The organism is Chloroherpetonaceae bacterium (genome assembly GCA_025056565.1).
Classification (GTDB): domain Bacteria; phylum Bacteroidota; class Chlorobiia; order Chlorobiales; family Thermochlorobacteraceae; genus Thermochlorobacter.
On the sequence record JANWWA010000010.1, the window covers coordinates 19,197 to 37,593 of the forward strand.

General features: G+C 50.7%; 12 protein-coding genes. 11 read left to right on the forward strand and 1 reads right to left on the reverse strand.

Features of this window, described 5'->3' with window-relative positions:
• Positions 1–35: 35 nt before the first annotated feature.
• The 4 genes from NZM05_08665 (at position 36) to NZM05_08680 (ending at position 8,261) form a co-directional block, all read left to right on the forward strand.
• Entirely contained in the window at positions 36–449 is a 414-nt protein-coding gene (locus NZM05_08665) for a hypothetical protein (GenBank protein ID MCS7013684.1), read from the forward strand.
• Complete coding sequence (gene porU / locus NZM05_08670) at positions 449–4,576, forward strand: type IX secretion system sortase PorU (protein MCS7013685.1); 4,128 nt, start codon at positions 449–451, stop codon at positions 4,574–4,576. Before NZM05_08665 ends, porU begins: the two co-directional genes overlap by 1 nt.
• A gap of 187 nt (positions 4,577–4,763) precedes the next feature.
• On the forward strand, positions 4,764–5,732 hold the full coding sequence (locus NZM05_08675; GenBank protein ID MCS7013686.1) for an L-threonylcarbamoyladenylate synthase: 969 nt from the start codon (positions 4,764–4,766) through the stop codon (positions 5,730–5,732).
• A 174-nt stretch (positions 5,733–5,906) separates the two neighbouring features.
• On the forward strand, positions 5,907–8,261 hold the full coding sequence (locus tag NZM05_08680) for a PBP1A family penicillin-binding protein (GenBank protein MCS7013687.1): 2,355 nt from the start codon (positions 5,907–5,909) through the stop codon (positions 8,259–8,261).
• Positions 8,262–8,381: 120 nt separating this feature from the next.
• Here NZM05_08680 and NZM05_08685 read toward each other — a convergent pair whose 3' ends face one another.
• Positions 8,382–9,578, reverse strand: coding sequence for a citrate synthase (locus NZM05_08685; protein MCS7013688.1), 1,197 nt, complete (start codon positions 9,576–9,578; stop codon positions 8,382–8,384).
• A 264-nt stretch (positions 9,579–9,842) separates the two neighbouring features.
• On the opposite strand from NZM05_08685, the gene NZM05_08690 reads away from it, so the two are divergent.
• The 7 genes from NZM05_08690 (at position 9,843) to NZM05_08720 (ending at position 18,394) form a co-directional block, all read left to right on the forward strand.
• Entirely contained in the window at positions 9,843–12,056 is a 2,214-nt protein-coding gene (locus NZM05_08690) for a peptidylprolyl isomerase (GenBank protein MCS7013689.1), read from the forward strand.
• A 38-nt stretch (positions 12,057–12,094) separates the two neighbouring features.
• Positions 12,095–12,925, forward strand: a complete 831-nt coding sequence (locus NZM05_08695; protein MCS7013690.1) for a peptidylprolyl isomerase — start codon at positions 12,095–12,097, stop codon at positions 12,923–12,925.
• A gap of 7 nt (positions 12,926–12,932) precedes the next feature.
• On the forward strand, positions 12,933–14,276 hold the full coding sequence (locus NZM05_08700) for a peptidylprolyl isomerase (protein MCS7013691.1): 1,344 nt from the start codon (positions 12,933–12,935) through the stop codon (positions 14,274–14,276).
• Positions 14,277–14,280: 4 nt separating this feature from the next.
• Positions 14,281–15,438, forward strand: a complete 1,158-nt coding sequence (locus tag NZM05_08705) for a glycoside hydrolase family 3 (protein ID MCS7013692.1) — start codon at positions 14,281–14,283, stop codon at positions 15,436–15,438.
• A gap of 99 nt (positions 15,439–15,537) precedes the next feature.
• Positions 15,538–16,575, forward strand: a complete 1,038-nt coding sequence (locus tag NZM05_08710; GenBank protein MCS7013693.1) for an alkane 1-monooxygenase — start codon at positions 15,538–15,540, stop codon at positions 16,573–16,575.
• A 120-nt stretch (positions 16,576–16,695) separates the two neighbouring features.
• Entirely contained in the window at positions 16,696–17,385 is a 690-nt protein-coding gene (gene pxpB, locus NZM05_08715) for a 5-oxoprolinase subunit PxpB (protein ID MCS7013694.1), read from the forward strand.
• The gene (locus tag NZM05_08720; protein ID MCS7013695.1) at positions 17,375–18,394 is read left to right on the forward strand and encodes a biotin-dependent carboxyltransferase family protein; all 1,020 of its coding nucleotides are present in this window, start codon (positions 17,375–17,377) and stop codon (positions 18,392–18,394) included. Before pxpB ends, NZM05_08720 begins: the two co-directional genes overlap by 11 nt.
• The last annotated feature ends 3 nt before the right edge of the window (positions 18,395–18,397 follow it).

The following is an 18,397-nucleotide window of genomic DNA, read 5'->3' on the forward strand; positions in this document are numbered from 1 at the left end:
TATCTTTACATTTCTTCAACCAAAGCATCACAAAAATGCATCGTTTGCTGATTAACTTACTTATCATAGCTGCACTGGCAAGCTCTATAATGCTCATCAGTCACTCAGCTGCTGCACAGGCGACGCAAAAAGGCTTTAAGATTGACTCTACCACGCAAGCGGCGCTGAAAGCTGACAAGAAAGCCAGCGACCTGTACGCCAAAGTGCGAGCAATTGAAGAAAGTGGTAAAGCCCAAGAGAAAAAGGCGGAGTTGGTAAAGGCGTATATGGAGTTTGCAAACTATATGACTTTTTCGGCACCTGTTCCACCCGCTATCAAGTATCGACCTGCACTGAAAGCTTATCGACGTGTGTTAGAGCTGGAGCCGAATCACGCTGAGGCGATGAAGAACAAGCAGCAAATCGAGGAAATCTACAAAGCAATGGGGCGACCCATTCCGCAAGATTGATGACCAGCAAGGCGGTGCGGCAAAATGCAACGTGGTTCACTCCAAGTGCGGTAGGTCTTTTGGGGCTGTCGCTGTGGCTGCTGTGGCCGCTGTATGCGAAGGCACAGGACAGCGATGTGCGTGTCTTGCAGTCTTCTGAGCAGAGCCTAACGCTGGAATTCAAGCCAGTCTGGCAAGCCCCTGTGCAGCGTGAGATTGAGGGGCGAAGTTACCTCGAGCTAAATTTTCTATTCGCCTTGCATCAAAGAGAGCGCATAGGCTTGCCGCAAAAGCCACTACGTGCAGTGTCTGTAATTGTGCCTTCACGCAATAGGCCTACCGTAGAAGTCGTTGCGGCTGAAAGCGAAGAGTTGCCAAATGTGCTACTTGCCCCTGTGCCCCGTGAAGGCGCAATCCTCCACGAGCGAGTCTATCAGTGTGCACCAAATTACTTTGTGAAGCAGCCTGCAGTGCTGGTTGAAGTGTCAGAACCCAAAGTGGCGCGTGGTGTCTATATCTCGCAGCTCTCCTTTTATCCTTTGCACTTTAATCCAGAGAAACGCAGCGTTAGAAAATACACACGCATCGTAGTAAGGCTAAATTTTGCCGAACCGCAAGGCGTGACGCCTATTTTGCAGGCGGCGGAAGATGAGTTTTGCGCGGGACTACTTGGCAAAGAAAACACAATAAAACTTTTCTCCTCATCGCCAAGAGACAAATCGGTGCAAGCTTCCTCTGCGCTGCAAAGTGTGCTACGCTCAGGCAGGTTCTACAAGCTCGAAATTCGTGAAGAGGGCGTGTATCGACTTGACCGTGCCTATCTGGAATCGATTGGCATCAATGTGGCAACCGTGAACCCGAAGCGCATTAAAGTTTATCAGAACGGAGGCGAAGAATTAGATAAGCGCGTGAATGCACCAAGAATTTCAGACTTGCAAGAATGTGCCATTTTCGTATCAGGCGAAGAAGACGAGCGCTTCGATGCGAATGATTTTGTGCTCTTTTATGCCAAAGCTGCCTCGGGCATCAAATACGATTCTGTGCGCGGGCGGCTGACGCACTACCTGAACCGACTGTCAAACTCAGCGTTTGTTTTTCTTGCGCTTGATGGTGAAAATGGTAAGCGCATTCGCACCGTGCCATCGGTGCAAGCGACATCGCCTTTGCGACCAAGTGCATTTGAGTGGCTGTCGTTTGTGGAAAACGACCGCATCAATTTTTCAAATACAGGACTAAATTTTTTTGATAGTCCGCTAACACTAAGCCGCAATCGCGTAACCTACAATCTCAGTGCAGCTGGCATTGACCGCACACGCCCTGTGCAGGTTTCGGCGCGCATTATTGCTGCAACTACAGCCAGTGAGACATTCATATTGCGTGAGTCTGGCTCGCTTATCGCACAGCGCGCCACAGGCATCACGCAAAATTTAGATGCCTACATTTTGGGCGCTGAATTCCGCATTGAGCAAACGCTGCCGGGCACAGTGATTCAAGGTGAGCAAACAAATACGCAGCTGGAGTTTCTTGCAAGTTCAGAAACCTCAAACCTCTACCTCGACTGGATTGAGCTAAGCTATGCACGGCAGTTCGTAGCACAAAACGACTTGCTGCGCTTTAATTCGCTGGTGGGCTTGCGTGCATCGCAAGCGGTGCAGTATGAGGTAACGGGTTTTTCTGCCACGCCGACCGTTTGGGACATTACCGACCTTGCAAATCCAGTGCGTGTGGCAGGGGAAGTGGCACCGACCAGCATGCGCATGATCCGCAATGAGCAACCACAAGCCTATCGTGAGTATGTGGCATTTTCAGAACGCACGGCATTTCTCCGACCTGCGTCAGCGCAACTTGTGCCAAACCAAAATCTGCACAGCCTTGCTGATGCAAGCAATCCGAATGCTTTCCCAGAGCATCTGATTGTCTATGGCGAAGACTTTCGCACCGAGGCGGAGCGACTGGCGGCCTATCGCAGCAACCGTGCACGGCATGGCGACCTTGCGCTGCGAAGTGTAGCAATTAGCGTAGGACAAATTTACAATGAGTTCTCTGGCGGCAAGCAAGATTTTACGGCAATTCGTGATTTTGTAAAGCTGCTCTACGACTATGCACCTGCGGGACGCAAGCCAAAGTATCTCCTACTTTTCGGCGATGGCGATTGGGATTATCGGGATATTACAGGACGGCGATATAGCAAAGTGCCCGTCTATTCGTCTGAGGAAAGTCTGTTAGAACTCTCATATGCTGCAACCACCGATGACTTTTTCGTCTCCGTCGATGGCGAAGACCTTGTGCCTGACCTTGCCGTAGGGCGCTTCACGGTGCAATCGTTAGCAGAAGCGCGCACTGCAGTGGATAAAACCATTGAGTATGAAACAGCAGCAGAGCAGGGCGACTGGCGCAATCGAGTGGCATTTGTTGCAGATGATGGGCCGAATGGAAACAAGCCCTCAGATTTCAACCTATTTGTGCGCGATAGTGAAAACACAATTGAGGTGATGCGTCGTATAGCGCCATATATCAACCCAGTTAAAATTTATGCTTCATTTTTTCGGGCTGAGGCGGCAGCAGGTGGTATGCGTCGTCCAGGTGCAGCTCGAGAAATCATCACTCAACTCAATCGTGGCGCACTAATTATCAACTACATTGGGCATGGCAATCCGAGCGTCTGGGCAGCAGAGCGAATCTTTGAGCCAGCCGTGTCATTGCCGCAACTGTTCAACCGAGCACGTCCCACACTGTGCATTACGGCGACATGTGATTTTGGACGCAATGACGACCCCAATCGACAGAGCGGGGCAGAGCAGATGTTTGTGCTGCCTACGGGAGGGGCAAGCGTGCTGATTCCAACGAATCGCTCCATTTTCACAACCAGTGGCTCAGCGTTGCCGCCCTTGCTATTTCAGCGTCTCTTTGAGCGGGATGCAAACCAACTGCCTATCCCGCTGGGCATTGCGCTGTTTCGCTTTAAGTTGGGGCTGCTCAATACAAGCGATGCAGAAAAGTTTTACCTTTTGGGTGACCCCGCCTTGCGCTTAGGCACAGGACGCACACTGGCTCAACTCGATTCGCTAAACAACATAGCGTTGCCGACGGCGCGCCCGCTTCAAATCAAAGCGCTCTCCCGCGTCTCGCTCTCAGGTTCAGCGCGCTTGCCCTCTGGTGCAGTAAATACAGCGTTCAATGGCATAGCATCGGTATTGGTCTTCGATGCGCCGCGTCAGGCAGCTGCTGACCATGAGGGACGCGGCACAATCGATGAATTCTACGATGTGCAAACTGCTCTCATTTATCGTGGCACGGCAGAGGTGCGGAATGGTCGTTTCCGCCTCAATTTTGTTGTGCCCAAAGACATTAGCTACGACAGCGTAAAGTTCGGCAAGATTAGTCTCTACCTTTGGCAGAATGACACAGAGCCTCGCAATACAGTTGCAACTGCAGTGGGTAGTTTCGAGCAATTTGTAGCAACAGGCACCAATCCCGATGCACCAAACGACACACAAGGCCCTGACATCACCATTTACCTAAATGACCGACAGTTCGTCTCTGGCGGTGTAACCAATGAGCAACCGCTTTTTATTGCTGAACTCTTCGATGAAAGCGGTATCAACTTGGCGCAAGGTATTGGTAATGCACTAACGCTGATTCTCAATGATGATGAGCGAAATCCAATTATCCTGAACGACTTCTATCAAGCAAAGCCTGAGAGTTTTACAGAAGGAGAGGTGCGTTACCGTTTGCCAGTGTTGCAAGAAGGACGCTACACGATACGCTTTAAGGCGTGGGATACATACAACAACTCCAGTGAAAAAGAGCTAGCGTTTGTCGTGCGACGTGCATCGACCTTGGCGGTTCAGTATGCACTGAGTTTCCCAAACCCAACAAGTGGGCGAACTGCATTTTTCATCTCCCACAATCAACCAGGCGAAGTCATGCAAGCTCGCATTAAAATCTACACAATCGCTGGACGACTCGTCAAAACGCTGGAGACATTTGAAGCAGCCGCGCCATCGCTACTGCGCTTAGATTGGGATGGCAGAGATGAAGACGGAAGCGACCTTGCAAATGGTATCTATCTCTACAAGGTCATTGTCCGAAACCCGCAGCTTAACCAGCAAGTTGAAGTTTTGGAGAAATTGGCAGTGATGCGGTAGTCGAAGGACACTCGAGGGCGATTTAACCGATATTGCCATTAAGTCTTGACAAGCGTAGTAGCTGGCATGTTTGGAAATTGGCGATGAATCTGGGGCGATAAACTGCTTGTCCTGTCCAAAACGTCGTAGTTTTGCTCGAAAAGTTTGGGAAACAGAAAAAGTGAATGCAGTATGAATCGCTCTGGTAATGAAGACCAAAATTACCACCTCCGTGTTGGAGGCTGCGCGGTTTATTTTGAAGGGCGAGCTAGTGGCATTCCCAACCGAAACGGTCTATGGACTGGGTGCAAATGTCTTTGAGGAAGAAGCGATTAGAAAAATTTTTGCGGTGAAGGGTCGCCCAGCCGATAACCCACTGATTGTTCACATTGCGCACTTTTCAGAGCTGGGCATTTTAGCTAAGCGCATAACAAAATATGCTGAAAAGTTCATTGAACACTTCTTTCCGGGACCGCTCACCGTTATTTTGCCGCGCAGCAAGTTCGTGCCAAAGGTTGTCTCAGCAGGGTTGGATACAGTAGCCGTGCGTATGCCCGCGCATCAAGTGGCGCATCGCTTCTTGGAAGCATGTGGCGTGTCCATAGCAGCCCCGTCTGCCAATCTTTCAGGTAAGCCTAGCCCAACTACATGGCAAGCTGTCAAGGCAGACTTGGGTGGGAAAATCAGTTGTATCTTGAAAGATGAGCAAAGTCAAATTGGTTTGGAATCAACCGTCGTAGATTGCACGGGCAACACACCACTGGTAATGCGTTTGGGCGCCGTAACGCTAGAAGACTTGCAAGTAGTTGTCCCTGAAACCAAGCTCTATCAGCCGAAGAACCTCAAGGCGCCAAGAAGTCCGGGAATGAAGTATCGCCACTATGCGCCTGATGCACATCTGACGATTATCACCTCGCCAGCTGAAATGACTGCGCCAAACTCGACTGCAGCCTACATTGGTCTAGATGCGTTGCCGAAAGGCATAGAGGTGGCGAAAAAAAAAATCTGCACCAGCTTGCAGGAGTATGCACATAGTCTCTACCGCTTCTTGCGTGAGTGCGACCAACGGGGCATTGAGCGCATCTACTGCCAAGCCGTGCCTGAGCAAGGGATTGGGTTAGCGATTATGGATAGACTTCGCAAAGCAGCTACGCCAGACTCAAGCATGCATCACTAATCCTGCAGAGGTATCGGCTAAACTGCAATCACGGCGGCTGGATTTTTAGAGCACCTGCAAGGTGGCACGCACCTTGTCGGAACAGACCTATACAGCAACATTTCGCATTTTTTGCATATCGGGTGGCTATATTATTTTTGTCGCTTGCAGAAAGATTGCTAAAGGCAAGCTTGAATGGAACATCAGGACACTCAAAAGCCCTTTTCGCCCGAATCATCTTCAGATGCTCTAACCTATTCTTCAAAGGAACGCGAAGCATATTTCAACAATCCTGAATATCGGCGACGTGTGGCACGTCGGCGCCGATTCTTAGACCGCCTATTCTACGTAATACTGGGTCTATTAGCCGCGGCATGCTTAGGGGGTGTAATAACGCTGATTGTGTTGTCTCGCAATCTGCCAAGCCTTGAACAGCTCGAAAACCCGAAGCCACAAATTGCCACAGAAGTGTATTCGGCTGATGGGGTTTTGCTGACGAAGTTTTTCAACCAAAATCGCACCATCGTGCCGCTGGATTCCATCTCTAAACACGTTATCAATGCACTGATTGCGACAGAAGATGTGGGGTTCTATGACCACTGGGGCTTGGATATGCCGCGTCTGATGCGAGCGATGGTGGAAAATGTAGGACTGGTTCTGCGCGGTCGGCGGGCACGCGGCGCCAGCACCATTACGCAGCAGCTTGCTCGCAATCTTTGGCTGACACCTGAACGCAGCCTTTGGCGCAAAATTCAAGAGCTGCTGATCTCCATTCAAATTGAGCGCACCTACACCAAAGACGAAATTCTTTCGCTATATCTCAATACCGTGTATTTCGGTGAAGGTGCATATGGAGTGGAAGCTGCTGCTTGGACTTACTTTGGAAAGCCTGCCTCGCAACTAACTGTGCCTGAAAGTGCGCTCTTGGTTGCCACGCTGAAAGAACCTGCGCGCTACAACCCTGTCAAGCACCCCAAAGATGCGCTGGCACGACGCAATCTGGTCATCAGCCTGATGGAACGAGCGCGGTTTATCACTGCTCAGGAAGCAGAACAGTATCGCAATACCAAAATTGTTTTGAACTACACGCCCGTTACGGACATCGGCATTGCACCTTACTTCACAGAATATGTGCGCCGACAAGTGCAAGCAGAGGCGGAAAAACACAAGTTTGACATCTACCGTGATGGGCTGGTGATTTACACCACACTGGATACACGTGTGCAAGCCCACGCAGAAGCAGCCGTGCAGCGACACTTGCCATGGCTACAGAGCGAGTTTGACAAAAATTGGCGATGGGACTCTCGGCGTGGCGATAGTCTGCGCACGGTGTTCATCAAAGAAACAGATCGATACAAGGAGCTTATCTCAAAAGGCGTCTCTGAGAAAGAAGCCTTGCGTCAGCTTCGTAACGATAAAGGTTGGCTGGATACATTGCTTCGTGAAAAATCGCTGGTTCAGGTGGCGTTTGTCGCCATTGAGCCTTCGACGGGGCACATCAAGGCATGGATTGGCGGGCGAGATTTCTTGAAGTATAAGTTTGACCGCGTCTGGCAAGCTAAGCGTCAGCCCGGCTCTACCTTCAAACCTTTTGTCTATACAGGTGCGATTGACCAAGGCATTCCACCCAACTATCGCATTCTCAACCAGCCAATTGCCATTAAGACGCCACAGAAAATGTGGATGCCCGAGAACTCTGAAAAAGATGTGGGTGGCTTAGTTACGCTGCGTGATGCGATGGCAAACTCGCTCAATCTTGTTACTATTCGGTTGGCACAAGCGCATGTGCCTCCGTCAAAAATTGCTTACTATGCGCGTCGGATGGGGATTGAAACGCCACTGGAAGAAAATCTGGCACTGGCACTGGGTGCTTCCGTTGTAACCCCACTTGAATTGACCTCTGCTTACAGCACGTTTGCAAACAACGGTGTCCATGTTGACCCCATCAGCATTTTGCGCATTGAAGACCGCTTTGGCAATGTGATTTTGTCGAACAAGCCCAAAAAGCGAGAAGCCCTCAATCCAGCAACGAATTATGTAATGCTAACGATGCTGAAAGGCGTAATGGATCGGGGCACGGGCGCTGCAGCGCGCTCCAAGTATAATTTTCGCTATGAGGCGGCTGGCAAGACCGGCACCACGCAAGAGCAGGCCGATGCATGGTTTATGGGCGTAACGCCGCAGCTTGCCGCAGGCGTGTGGACAGGTTTCGATGACCACCGAATGAAGTTTACCTCAATGAGCTATGGGCAAGGCTCACGTGCAGCCCTGCCGATTTGGGCAATGTTTATGAAAGCCTGCTACGATGACAAGTCACTTAAATACGAACCCCAGTATTTTGTGCGCCCCAGCAATGTCTATACGCGCCTGATTTCACTGGACACCAATCAACCAACTGATGCGTCCTCACCACGTGCATATGTGGAATTTTTCACCGAAGCCTGCTTGCGACGATATGCTTCACTGATGCCCGGCAGCGACTCTGTGCGAATTAACGCACCAATCGCCCTACCCACTTCTACTAAAAAACGGGGTGAAGGCGAATACTAAGAACGCCAAAGGCCCAAGGGAGACGCAAAGCTGCATGAGCCGCAATCAAACACAGCGACATGTTGAAATAAAAAAGCCTCAGCAAGGGTGCGCTGAGGCCTAGCAAGCAAGTCTCCCAAACTACTCTCGCTCATCAATTGGAATGAATTTTTCATCGAGTGGTCCAACATACTCCGCTGTGGGACGAATCAAGCGGTTGTTGGCGTATTGCTCTAAAATGTGCGCAATCCACCCTGCCGTGCGGCTCATGGCAAAGATGGGCGTAAAAAGGTCAATTGAGATGCCCATCAAGTGGTAGACCGACGCAGAGTAGAAGTCAACGTTCGGATAGAGACCCTTTTCTTGCAACATCAGTGCTTCAATGCGGCGGGAGATTTCATACCACTTGAGGTTGCCTGTGCGATAGCCTAAAAGTTCTGACATCTTGCGCAGATGCGTTGCGCGCGGGTCTTCGGTCTTATAGACTCGATGCCCAAAGCCCATGATCTTCTTCTTTTCAGAGAGCAACTTTTTGACATAGCCTTCAGCACGGCTGGGGTCGCCGATTTCAATCAGCATGCGCATCACTTGCTCGTTTGCGCCGCCATGTAGTGGACCTTTGAGCGCACCAATTGCCCCAGCAATCGCTGAATACATATCGGAAAGCGTAGCTGCAATAACGCGTGCGGTGAAGGTGGAAGCGTTAAGCTCATGGTCAGCATGCAGAATCATACAAATGTCAAACAGTCGCTCGGTTTCTGCATCGGGCAATTTGCCAGTGAGCATATAGAGGAAGTTTGCAGAAAACGAAAGACTGGGGTCAGGCTGAATCAGATCTTTCTCATTGCGAATGCGCTCATCGAAGGCAACGATGGTGGCTACTTGCGACATGAGCTTAAAGGCTTTCTCGAAATGCGCTTCGGTGGTCATTCGTTCATCATTGTCGTAGAGCGCAAGTTCCGAGACCGCAGAACGCAAGGCTTCCATTGGAGGCGCAGAAGTCGGGATGGTGTAAAGGTGTGCAACCACTTCTCGTGGCAAGCGACGGTGCTGCGCCAAACGCTTTGTAAAGTCGCTAAGCTCTCGCCGATTGGGCAATTTGCCATACCACAAGAGATAGATAACTTCCTCAAAGGTAGCACCGCCATTGACTAAGTCGTGAATATCGTAGCCACGATAGACCAGTCGCCCTTTCTTGCCATCAATGAAGCAAATTTGTGAGGTGGCCGCAACAATATCTTCAAGACCTGCCTTCGGTGGAACAACTTTTTGCGTCTGCTCTTGCATTTTGACCTCCGAGTTACCAGCAGAGCTGCCGTTGGTGAGAACATCTGGCATAGTTATCTCTCCTTTCTTCAATGAGTTTGAAAATCTTTGGCAATGCCCTGCACTGCCGAAAACTGCGGAAATATAGGCATTTCTTGGCGGAAGTTTGCATAATTTTGCACTGTGATTTTGGCGGCTATCGTAGCGTGACTGCTGTGCTGTGGCTGAAGCGTCCAATCGCTGCGACAGGAGGCGCTCTTGCAAAAGCGTCTTTTTTTTGCTACACTTGCGCCTTTCAAAATAAAAAACGGTGCCCAAGGCCTCATTCATCAAGCAATGAGACAAATACGAGGTGTTTTTTTCTGCACGTTCTTTTTCTGCTGCGTTACGCTTGGCATCTCGGCTTGCAGCAATACCCAACTTACAAGCTCACCAGAGCAAGTTGTAGTTGCGCGTATCAAGCAAGGTAATTGGCAGACAGATATCACACTGGCTGAGTTTGAAGAACGCTACCTTGAAACTCGCCGCTCGGCTGAGGAAGCGCGCAAAGATTCACTCACTTCATACCGAGAATTTCTTGACCGCCTCATTGACTTCAAACTCAAAGTAAAGGATGCGATTGACAAAGGTTTAGAAAATGACCCTGAGGTGCAAAACGAACTACGCCAGTATCGCAATCAGCTGGCACAGCCCTACTTAACTGAAAGAGAGCTCTATGAAAATGCTATCAAAGACCTTTATGAAAAGCGCAAGTATGAAATTGATGCGTCACACATTTTGGTCTTTGTAGCGCCCGATGCATCGCCGGCAGATACCGAAAGAGCTTTCAGGAAAATTGAAGAAGCCTTAGCGGAGTTGAAGCGCGGCGTGCCATTCGACAGCGTGGCATACAAGTATTCAGAAGACCCAACTGCAAAGCAAAACTACGGTCGTTTGGGCTACTTTACAGGCGGCGTGATGGTGCACCAGTTCGAAGATGGTGTGTATGCGACGAAGGTGGGAGAAATTAATGGTCCATTTCGCACGCGCTTTGGCTACCACATCGTTAAAGTCTGGGACAAGCGACCACGCACGCCCGATATTCGCGTAGCGCATATCCTGATTGGCTTCGGCAATGGCTCTCCTGAAGACACACTCAAGGCGTTTGAAAAAATTTCAGCGTTGTTGGATTCCCTAAACCAAGGCGCCGATTTTGCAGAGTTAGCACGGCGGCACTCAGAAGACCTCGGCACGGCTGCACAGGGCGGCGACTTAGGTTTTTTCGGCTTGGGACGCACCGTAAAACCGTTTGAAGAAGCAGCGTTCGCTCTAAAAAACATAGGCGATGTGTCACCAATCGTGCGCACGCAATTTGGCTACCACCTCATTAAGCTGCTCGGACGCAAAAAAATCGCTTCGCTCGAAGAAGAACGCGAAGAACTCAAAGCAATGCTGCGGCGCAACCCTGAAAAAATCAATGCCGAGACCAATAAACTCACTGAGCGCTTAAAGAAACTCTACGGCTACCAAGAAAACCCACGCGCAATAGCGCTGTTTCTAACAAAGCTCGATACCACCGAAGAAGGCTATGCCAAATTGGAGACGCTTTCGTTAGGAGAGCTAAAAGACACACTGTGCTTTGCCTTTGCAGGCAGGCGCTACACACTCGACAGCCTCCTTGCCTATCTGCGACTCTTTGCAGAGAGACGCAAACTAACCGAGCGCGACCTTGTGAGCTTTCGCAATAGTTATGCTCAGCGTGAGCTGATTGACTATGAGACCTCACAGTTAGAAGTGCGATACCCTGAGTTTGCAAAATTGATGCGTGACTACAAGGACGGGATTTTGCTCTTTACCGTCTCAGAGCGAACCGTGTGGCAAAAGTCCACTGCAAACGACTCAATTGCACGCGCTTACTATGAAGCCTACAAAGATGATTTTCAATTCGGAGAGCGTGTCAAGGTCTCCCAAATCGTCTCTTCAAATCGTGAGCTGATTGATAAATTGCGTGCAGAATTGGTGGAGAAGAACCGCACGCTGGACATCATCACGCCTGACAGCGTAAAGAAAGCGCAAGAGGCTATGCGAGCGGCACTCAAAGCCTTAAAGCGTGGCAAGACGTACATCGCTCAGCGTGACTCAATTTTGCAACGCCTGAGGGCACTTAAACCCGATACCGAGCCGCGCTCATTTGATGAACTGGCAAAGCGATACAGCGAACAGTATGACTCAACCCGTCGCGCAGAGCTTGGCACGTTCCAGCGAGGCGAAAATATGCTTGCCGATATTGTCTTTGGCAATGAAGTAGGAAGCATTAGCGCACCGATTCAATACGAGGAAAAGCACTACCTTTTGCGAGTTGATGGACGAGAAGCCCCGCGCCGCAAAACTTTTGAGGAAGCCTTGCCCGAGATTTACTCTCGCTATCAAGACGATACCAATCGCCGACTGGAGGCAGAGTGGGTGCATGGGCTGCGTGCAAAAAGTGAAATTCAAATCTTTGAGGAACGCTTAAAACAAGCCTTCCGCACCGCTGCAAACACTGAAACAGCCTTAACCAGCAAACCTTGATTGGCATTGTTACCTCAGGGCAACAGACCGCAGCCACTGTGCTTTGTTTGCTTGTCTTTGCGTGTTGTTCTGCCTGTCAGCGTGCGCCAGAAGAACCGCCTGTTGCAAAACTGGGTCGCAGCGTGCTCACGCGTGAGGAGTTGCGGCGGTCGCTGTCATATCAAAATGCGCAGGATAGCCTAACCCAAGCGATGATGTATCTGGAAGATTGGTTAGCAACAGCGGCACTGTATGAGCAAGCCTTGAAAGAGCGATTTGACCAAGATACGCTCACACAGCTCTTGGTTGAAAAGGCGCGCCGAAAGATTATTGCTCGCCGCTACTTTGAGCACAAATTGCAAGAAGAAATTGCAAAAGGCAACTTGCGTGTCGACTCTGCAGAAGCGCAAGCGTTTTATGCGGCTAATCTTGGGCTATTTGAGCGCCGTGAGCCACATTACCGTGTAAGGCGCATCTTTGCTGCCACGCAAGAAGCAATGCTGAGTGTGCGCCAGAAACTGATGAGTGGCATACCTGACCCTGATGTGCTAAGGCTGGCCGACTCGCTTTCACCAGCAACTCAAGAGCGCAATCGCGTGTTTTGGCAACGCGACAAAGACGCATATCCTGCACGGCTACTGCAGCTGGAATCCGAAGTGCTAATGCAGCTTTTGGAACGAATGCGTCCAAAAGACCTTACGCCAGTGGTAAAGCTGCAAGACTCGCTCTTTGTGGTGCTGCGCTTAGACGAAAAGCTCGAGGCAGGTACGCCAATGCCTTTTGAGCAGGCTTATCCCGATGTAGCGGAACGACTTTGGCGACAGAAGGAAAAAGCGTTTTATCAGTATCTTGTGCGCACGGCAAAATCGGCACTGGAAGCGTCAAAATGACATCGCAATGCAAAGCAAAAGTCTTAAACGGTTCTATGGTCTTAGACACGGCTTAACCTGCATCGGACTGGTGGTGAGCATGCTGGCGCTTATGCCTGCAGCAAGCCACGCGCAGCTTATTGATGGTGTCGTAGCCGTCGTGGGCGATGAAGTCATCTTGAAATCTGATGTGGATTCGCAGGTTGCGCTTTATGCCTATCAAAATCAAATTGACCCGCGCACGCCCGGCTTGTGGATGCGAGTGCTCAATGCAATGATTGACCAGAAAATTTTAGTCGCCAAAGCCAAGCTTGATAGCATTCAGGTGAATACCAGCCAGCTTGACGCACTGGTAACAGAGCGAATTAACTTTATTCGGCAGCGACTGGGCTCTGATGAAGAGGTAGTCAAGTATTTCGGAAAAACGATTCCCCAACTGCGCATTGACCTGCGTGAGGAACTCAAGGCGCAACAGATGGCGGCAGAATTACAACGCAAAAAGTTTGCAAACCTAACCATCTCCAATGAAGAGGTAGTGCGGTTTTATGAAACTTACAAAGACTCTTTGCCAGCTGTGCCAGCTGAGGTGGAACTGGCTCACATTTTGATTCGCCCGAAAGCAGATAGTGCAGCGCGGCTTTCTGCGCTGGAGAAAATTCGGAAAATCGAACAAGAGCTGCGTGCTGGAGCAGACTTTGCAGAATTGGCACGGCGATACTCCGAAGACCCTGGCTCTGCTCGAAGCGGTGGAGATTTGGGCTATGTCAAGCGCGGTGAATTTGTCAAGCGCTTCGAAGAAGTCGCCTTTTCTTTGCGGGAAGGGCAAATTTCCAAAATCGTAGAAACAGAGTTTGGCTTTCACATCATTCAGCTCTTAGACCGACGTGGTGAATCGGTGCACACCCGCCACATTCTTGTGCGCTTCGACCAAACGAAGCGAGATGACCGCACAGCGATTGCACGCCTTGACTCAATTCGCGCACAAATTCTGGCTGGCGAACTAAGTTTTGGGCTGGCAGCGCGACTGTTCTCTGAAGATGAACGCACAGCACCGCAAGGCGGCGACATTACCTCGCCACAAACTGGCTCAAACCGAATCCCAATCGAGGCCATTGATCCGAGCTTTCGCGACATTATCGATAGCCTGAAAGTAGGGGAGATTTCTGCACCGCGCCGCATCTCGATTGTAGGCACTGGCGACTACGCCTACCACATCGTATTGCTCAAATACAAAGCCCCACCACACAAGATGAACTTAGAGATGGACTACACGCGCATCAAAAACTTTGCCTTGCAGAAACGACAAGCCGAACTATACGAACAGTGGATTGAGCAACTCCGCAAGGAAATTTACTGGCAAATAAAACTCTGAGCCAATGACGCCTTGTAGAAGATGTGCCAGAGCGACAGTGCTGGCTTGGCTGATAGTGCTTTCATCGTGCGTGGCTCGAGCGCAAAAACCAGCGCTGGATAGCCTCGAGTTTAAGATTGGGCAAATGGTAATGGTCGGCTTTCGGGGGCTGAGCGTTGCAGATACCAGTGCAATTGTGCAAGACCTCCGCCAGCGTTACATCGGTGGCGTCATTCTCTTTGACTACGATGTGCCAGCTAAATCGCCTGTGCGCAACATTGAGTCGCCAGCGCAGGTTAGGCAGCTCATTCATCGCTTAAAGCAGATTGCAGCAGAGCATTCGACGCTGCCACTATTTGTCGCAATTGACCAAGAAGGAGGGCGGGTAGCGCGTCTCAAGGAAAAGTTTGGCTTCCAGCGCACAGTGTCGGCTGCATACTTGGGCACACAACCACTTGATTCCACACGCTTTTACGCCGCACGCATCGCTAAGGAACTGGCATCGCTTGGCATCAACATCAACTTTGCACCGTGCGTCGATGTCAATCTCAATCCAGAGAACCCAGTGATTGCAAAGTATGAGCGCAGCTTTTCAGCTGACGCGCGTCAAGTTGCGCGCTACGCAGAGGCATTTATTGATGAGCATCGCAAGCAAGGGATTCTGACCACCCTCAAGCATTTTCCAGGACATGGCAGCTCACGCAGCGACTCGCATGTGGGCTTCGTAGATGTAACAGCAGTCTGGTCACCAGAAGAACTTATGCCATACCGCACCTTAATACAAGCGGGCAAGGTCGATATGGTAATGACCGCTCACATTTTCCATTCTGGACTAGATTCAGCGCTGCCAGCCACGCTGTCGCAAAATGTGGTCAAGCGACTGCTGCGCGATTCTCTGCAATACAAGGGGGTGGTCGTCTCTGACGATATGCAGATGAAAGCTATTTCAGCGCAATATGGACTCGAGACAGCTATCAAGTATGCACTACTTGCTGGCATAGATATGCTCCTTTTTGGCAATAACTTGGACTATGACCCTGAAATTGCAAGGAAAGCCACAGCTTGCATCAAGCAACTGGTTGCCGATAAAGTAATCTCTCCAGCTCGTATTGAAGAATCATACCAACGCATTGTAGCACTAAAACTGCGCCTACAGAGCGAGCCGAGAGAAGCAAAGCGATAAGACGTTACTTGTCTCCGGAGAATTCCTTTTGATGTGTTTGCACACAAAGAAAGCGAAAGATAAATTGCGCAAAAACTTAGGGAGCAAAAACACCAAAAAATGTATTGGCGCGATTTAGGCTACCTTCTGAGCCTGATTCCTGTGAGCCTAACGCTTCTCGGCAACATTTTGGGCGGCGACTGGACGCTGGGTAACATTCTCTTTACGCTGGTGGGCTTAGTGCTAACCGACTGGTTTATCGGCGAGCGCAAAGACCAGCCAGAGCCGCACTCGCCACTCATCGCAAATGTGCTGCTTGTCATTCACGTCCTCACTCATACAGCAGCGATTGCCAGTTTGGCAGTGGGAGCAGCGACCGGTAAACTAAGCGGCAAGTTTCTGCTTTTTGCAACAGTATCAACGGGCGTAAATTCAGGCGTGTCGGGCATTGTAGTGGCGCACGAGTTGATACACCGCAAAGAGAGACTTTGGCAAGCACTCGGCATCTGGAATCTGCTGCTGGTAAATTACGCTCACTTCTTCATTGAGCATATCAAGGCGCATCACAAGTATGCTGCCACACCAAAAGATGCAGCAACGGCCCAGTATGGCGAGACCGTGTATGGCTTTATTAGGCGCACCATTCCGGCACAGTTCCAAAGCGCCCTTAGCCTTGAGGCAGAGCGCTTGCGAAAGAAAGGCAAAGCGCCATTTGGCTTAGAAAACTTTGTCGTCCGAAATACCTTAGTGCAAGCACTCATAACAGCCAGTGTCTTTTTGGGGCTTGGACCCGCAGCAGGACTGGCATACCTTGGGCAAGCTGCCATAGCCGTCTGCTTGCTTGAAATTACCAACTATGCGCAGCACTATGGTCTGAGGCGCAGTGAAAACGAGCGCATCTCAGCTGCACACTCGTGGAACACCGACCATCTCTCATCACGCTTTTTCTTGCTTGAGCTGCCACGCCATAGCGACCATCACTACTATGCTGCTCGTCCTTATCAAGAGCTGCGGAGCTATCCTGAAAGCCCAACCTTGCCTACGGGCTACCTAGGGCTGTTGCCAGTTGTGCTCATTCCACCACTTTGGTTTAAGCTAATTCACCCTATTCTGGCAGAGCACCACAAAGTGCAGAAAGTGCAGCCCGTGTTGAGCTAAGCACAGTCGGAGTGCCGACAACTTTACGGAAAGCAGGCTTGCATGCACTCTCGAAAGCGAGACCACAGTAGCTAAATTTCAGCGCAAGATGATGAGCTGCAAAGCATTTGCGGACTTACAATGACCTGTTTCCCATTAGGTGATGCAGCGCTGGTGATAGAGTTTGCGGAAAAGAGTTCATCAGAAGTGCGCCAGCGCATCCGAGCATACTGTGAGGTCTTGCGTGCATCTTCGGTATTGGGCTTCTTGGACGTGATTCCTGCCTACACGACTGCGACAGTGCTATACGACCCACTTCAGCTTGACTACCCAGCTGCCAAAGCACATGCTTTACGCTTGTTAGAACATAGTCATACGCTGTCAGCATCGTCAGCTCGACTGCATGAGATTCCAGTGTGCTATGCGGAGCAATGTGCGCCTGACCTGCAAAGTGTTGCTGCAGCACTAAAGCTCACGCCGCAAGCGGTGGTCGATGTGCATTGCAGCGTGGAATATGAAGTGGCAGTCGTTGGCTTCGTGCCAGCCTTTCCGTACTTGGTGGAGTTGCCAGAGCAGCTTCGGCTTCCACGACGTGCAACACCGCGTCTGGCTGTGCCAGCAGGTTCGGTCGGCATTGCAGGTGCGCAGACAGGAATTTATCCCTTCGAGACACCGGGCGGCTGGCATCTCATTGGTCGTACACCTCTGAGATTATTTCGTCCAACTCATCAGCCACCTAGCCTTTTGCAGCCGGGTGACCGTGTGAAGTTTTACCCAATTTCTGAGCAAGAGTTCTTTCGCCAAAGTCAGTACCTTACGAATGAGCCTTGAAGTGCTTGCAGGGGGCTTGCTGACGACGGTGCAAGACTTAGGTCGGCGGTCGTGGCAGCATCTTGGAGTGGCACCATCAGGCGCAATGGATTGGGTCTCGCATACGCTTGCAAACTGGCTTGTAGGAAATGATGAAGGTGCGGCCACATTGGAAATGACGCTGCAGGGCGCAACCGTGCGTTTTCATGCTGACAGCCTCATTGCACTCTGCGGCGGTCGATTTTCAACCGCCATAGCTGACAGAGCTGTGCCACTTTGGCGACCAATTTGGATACGTGCAGGGTCAGTGCTGGACTGTGGACGTGCAACAACAGGCGCACGGCTCTACATGGCGATTGCTGGCGGCATAGACGTGCCAGAAGTAATGCAAAGTCGCAGCACCAATCTGGTAGCCCATTTCGGTGGCTGGCACGGTCGCTCGCTACAGAGAGGCGACTTTATTCCAGTTGGCAAGCCAAATACACGCGCACTAAGCTTGCAAGCATACCTTCACCACACTTGTGCACATCGTGAAGCATTTTCTCAGGCATTTTGTGCAGCCCCATTTTTCGTAAGCGATGCGTTGCACACAGTGAAACGCGCGCCGCTGGTTGTGCGGGTCGTGCGTGCACCGAATTTTGAACACCTCACGCTCGAGAGCCAATTGCGCTTTTTTGCAGAACCCTTCACCATCACGCCCGATTCAAACCGAATGGGATATCGCTTGCAAGGACCAGTGCTGCAGCGAACCAGCCAGAGTGAGCTGCTCTCGACGGCTACGGTCAGTGGCGCTATTCAAGTGCCACCCGACGGTAATCCGATTATTTTGCTGGCAGACCGACAGACCGTTGGAGGGTATCCTGTCGTAGCCGTCGTTGCGACGGCAGATATACCACGCCTTGCTCAAGCGAAACCCAACGATAGGGTGTGGTTTCAGGAAGTGTCACTGCGAGTCGCACAGGCGCTGTTGATTCGCCAGAAAAATGATATGTTTTGTGTAAAAGCCTATCTTGATGCACTGGTTTTGTAATCA

Coding starts and splice junctions, on each gene's coding strand:
- NZM05_08705 (MCS7013692.1), top strand. CDS start 14,281: ATGACGCCTTGTAGAAGATGTGCCAGAGCGACAGTGCTGGCTTGGCTG.
- NZM05_08690 (MCS7013689.1), top strand. CDS start 9,843: ATGAGACAAATACGAGGTGTTTTTTTCTGCACGTTCTTTTTCTGCTGC.
- NZM05_08700 (MCS7013691.1), top strand. CDS start 12,933: ATGCAAAGCAAAAGTCTTAAACGGTTCTATGGTCTTAGACACGGCTTA.
- NZM05_08720 (MCS7013695.1), top strand. CDS start 17,375: ATGAGCCTTGAAGTGCTTGCAGGGGGCTTGCTGACGACGGTGCAAGAC.
- NZM05_08680 (MCS7013687.1), top strand. CDS start 5,907: ATGGAACATCAGGACACTCAAAAGCCCTTTTCGCCCGAATCATCTTCA.
- pxpB (MCS7013694.1), top strand. CDS start 16,696: ATGACCTGTTTCCCATTAGGTGATGCAGCGCTGGTGATAGAGTTTGCG.
- NZM05_08665 (MCS7013684.1), top strand. CDS start 36: ATGCATCGTTTGCTGATTAACTTACTTATCATAGCTGCACTGGCAAGC.
- NZM05_08675 (MCS7013686.1), top strand. CDS start 4,764: ATGAAGACCAAAATTACCACCTCCGTGTTGGAGGCTGCGCGGTTTATT.
- NZM05_08710 (MCS7013693.1), top strand. CDS start 15,538: ATGTATTGGCGCGATTTAGGCTACCTTCTGAGCCTGATTCCTGTGAGC.
- porU (MCS7013685.1), top strand. CDS start 449: ATGACCAGCAAGGCGGTGCGGCAAAATGCAACGTGGTTCACTCCAAGT.
- NZM05_08685 (MCS7013688.1), bottom strand. CDS start 9,578: ATGCCAGATGTTCTCACCAACGGCAGCTCTGCTGGTAACTCGGAGGTC.